The organism is Candidatus Protofrankia californiensis, assembly GCF_900634765.1.
Taxonomy (GTDB): domain Bacteria; phylum Actinomycetota; class Actinomycetes; order Frankiales; family Frankiaceae; genus Protofrankia; species Protofrankia californiensis.
Map to the genome: position 1 here is coordinate 1 of NZ_CAAAFT010000490.1, position 3,168 is coordinate 3,168.

1 protein-coding gene and 1 pseudogene are annotated in these 3,168 nt (G+C 71.1%); one reads left to right on the forward strand and one right to left on the reverse strand.

Features of this window, described 5'->3' with window-relative positions; translation table 11 throughout:
* Positions 1-197, reverse strand: a pseudogene (locus DD1DGNOD_RS30345) (hypothetical protein); the annotation flags it as partial.
* Between the two features lie 380 nt (positions 198-577).
* Here DD1DGNOD_RS30345 and mptB point away from each other — a divergent pair.
* Positions 578-2,464: a polyprenol phosphomannose-dependent alpha 1,6 mannosyltransferase MptB gene (gene mptB, locus DD1DGNOD_RS25580; protein ID WP_165035284.1), complete on the forward strand. Its 1,887-nt coding sequence runs from the start codon at positions 578-580 to the stop codon at positions 2,462-2,464.
* Positions 2,465-3,168: the final 704 nt, after the last annotated feature.

The following is a 3,168-nucleotide window of genomic DNA, read 5'->3' on the forward strand; positions in this document are numbered from 1 at the left end:
ACGGTGTGCCCGCCGTACCACTGGTCGTCCCACAGCACCGCGCCACCGTGCTTGAACAACCACACGCGATATTCCTGTGCGGGGGTGTCCGGGCCGGTGAGCCCGAGCGCCAACGACATCCCGCACAGGGCCGCGGTGATCAACCATGGTTGGCGCCGCAGCAGGGCGGCAACGGCAAGGACGGCCCGAAGAAGCACGTTGCACAGCTTCGGGAAGGCGCCGCGGGACCCCGCTACGGCGCCGCCGGACCCCGGGAAAACGCTGGCGGACCCCGGACGGACCGCCGGAGAGGAGATCGTTTCTGGTGCTGTGGGTTCAGGTGGCACGCTTTCGCGCTGCGTGGCGGCCCGCCGCACAATGTGACGTGGTCCCGCCTCACGCGGGACGTCGCGACGCGGGACGGCCCGACGCGGTCCCACATGACGCAGAACGGTGCCGAGCAGACCCACCCGACACCTCCCTGTGCCAGACCTCCACGAACCAGCTGACCGGGAGTACCCGGTCAGCGCCGGTCCGGACCCCCGACAACGGCCTCGACAGGTGGAAACGAAGACCCCGTCCGCGGTTCTTTCCGCGGTTGGGCCTGTTTCACATACCTGTCGTGTGGCCGACTGTCGTAGGCACCGTCGCGGCGGTCACCGCCGTCCTTGCCGAAGCCAGGCTCGGACCGCGTAACCCGGACACTCTCAATCCCTCATCCTGGTGGGGGATTCTCCCATCAGGGCCACCGCCGGCGGTCACGCGGGGCTGGCTCGCGGCGATCGCAGCCGTTGCCGTGCTCACCCTGTGCCTCTGCTGGTATGCCCTCGTCCGTTCGATCGCCCATTCGATCGTCCACACGACCGGCAGTGCAACAGATGCATCGGGTACGTCAGGTGTGTCCCCCGGCGGATCCGGGCGTACCCGCCGGCCCGCACGGCTCGCCACGACCCGCGTCACCGCCGCCTGGGTGGTCGTCACCTCCCTCGGGTGGAATCTGCCGTTCGCACTCGGCCCGCCGTTGTTCAGCCGGGACGTCTACGCCTATGCGGGCCAGGGCGAACTCGCCCGGCATGGGCTCGATCCGGCGACGCACGGCATCTCGGCGCTGCGCACGCTGGGCCACCGGATGGATCCGTTCGTGCTCGCGGTCGACCCGCGCTGGCGTGATACCCATGCCCCCTACGGAAGTACGGCCGTGTTCGTCGAGAAGGCGGTCGCCGCGGCCGGCGAGGCATTGTCCGGTACCGGACCGCTCGGCGCCGTCATCGTGCTGCGGCTCGTCGCCGTGCTCTCGGTCGTGGCACTCGTCGCGCTCACCCTGCGGCTGCTTCCCGGACGCGGGGACTCCCAGCGGATCGCCCTGGTGCTCGCGCTGCTGGCCGCAAACCCCGTCACCGCCGTCCACCTGGTCGGCGGGGCACACCTGGACGCCCTGGCCGCCACGCTGACGGTCGCGGCGCTGGTCGTCGAGCGGCAACGGTCAGACCGACAGCGGACGGACCGGAACCGGCAACGATCGGACCAGGAGCAGCCGGGCCACGGGCGCCCGCATCAGTCACGTTGGTCATGTTGGTCGCTGCGGTCAGGCGCACTGCGCTGCGGTGGGGTCGCGCTCGCCTGCCTCGCTGGGACGGTCAAGGCCACCGCGTTTCTCGCTCTTGCCGTGGTCGTCCTCGTCCACCTGCTCGAACGCGTCACCGCCAGCCACGGCGGCAACGGTGACAGGAGCCGCGACGGGAACGGTGATGGGAGCGGCAAGGCGTCCACACGGCGCCGCGCGATGGTTGCCGCCGGCGCCGGGACCCTCATTTTCGATCTTTCGGTGGCAGTGGTGACAATGACGCTGAGCATGGTCGCGGCCGGCTTCGGTCCTACCTGGATCGGCGCGCTGTCCACCTCCGGGCAGTCGCAGACCGGCATCGCCCCCGCCTCGCTGCTCGCCCACCTGATCCGGCTGCCACTGGGTCTGCTGGGTGCCGGCGATCAGACCCAGACGGCCCTCGCCGTCAGCCGGGCGTTGTCGCTGGCCGTTGCCGCGGCGGTCGTCGCCCAGCTCCTCCGGCGAGCCTGGCGCAGGCCGTCGGTCCCGCAGCCGTACGCGCAGGCGTCGGCGCAACGACCCACGCCGGACGACATCGCCCCGGACGACGTCGTCATCGCCGGTGTCGGGGGGATGGCGGTGGCCCTGGGCACTCCGGTCGTCTACCCGTGGTATCTGGCGCCGGCTGTCCCGGCGCTCGCGGTCATGGCTGCCACCGGCGGATCCCCGGTGGTGCGCCGGCTGGTAGTCGTCACGTCGGTGGTGCTGTGCGTGACGTCACTGGCGTCACTGGCCCCGACGTGGACCCTGCTGGGTCGAGCGGCTCCGCCCGCCTCCGTGACCATGACCGTGGCCACGGTTGTCGGGGCTGTCGCTGTGGGTGTAGCAGCGCTGGCTGTGACGTCCGCAAGACCTCGCGGACGGCGACCCAGCAGACGATGACCAGCAGGAGGTTGCGCACCACCAGGAGCAGGCTCGCGACGACCCGTCCCGCGAGAACATCGTCATAACGAATGGGGTAGACCACGAGCGAGATCAGGCAGATCACCGGCAGTCCTACGGTGATCCAGCGGTGCGAACGGGCCGAACAGGTCCGCCGAGTCCAGCGGGTCGGGGGGGTGTCGGGGAAGCCTGCCGGAGCACCCGTGCCCGTTGCCGGGCCCGACCACAGCGGACGGCAGGCAGCCACCGCCAGTAACCACACCAGGTACTGGGGGCTGAGCACCCGACTCGTCACGAGGACAACCAGGAGCAGCGCCAGCATCCGACTCGCCGGGTCCGTGGCCCCGCGTGACGACCGGGGTATCCGCCACCAGCACACGGTGGCACCCAGCACGACCGCGACCTCCACCAGTGAGCAGGCCGTCGCCACTGTGCGCGCCGCCTGGGATCCGAACTGGAACGATCCCCAGTCGTAGACCGGACCGGGGCCCAGGCCGACCATGTGCGCCAGGACGAACGGGGTCGCCGGAACAGCCTCGGTCTGCAGGCCGCGCGCTTCCTGCGCACCCAGGAAACCGAACGAGTCCCGCCACCAGCCCGCCGCGAACAGCACCGCCGCAACCAGCACCGCCGCCGCGACCAACCCGCCGGCAAGCCTCGCCAGGGCCGGGCGCGGCGTCAGACGGGTGGCGCGCACCGCCGGC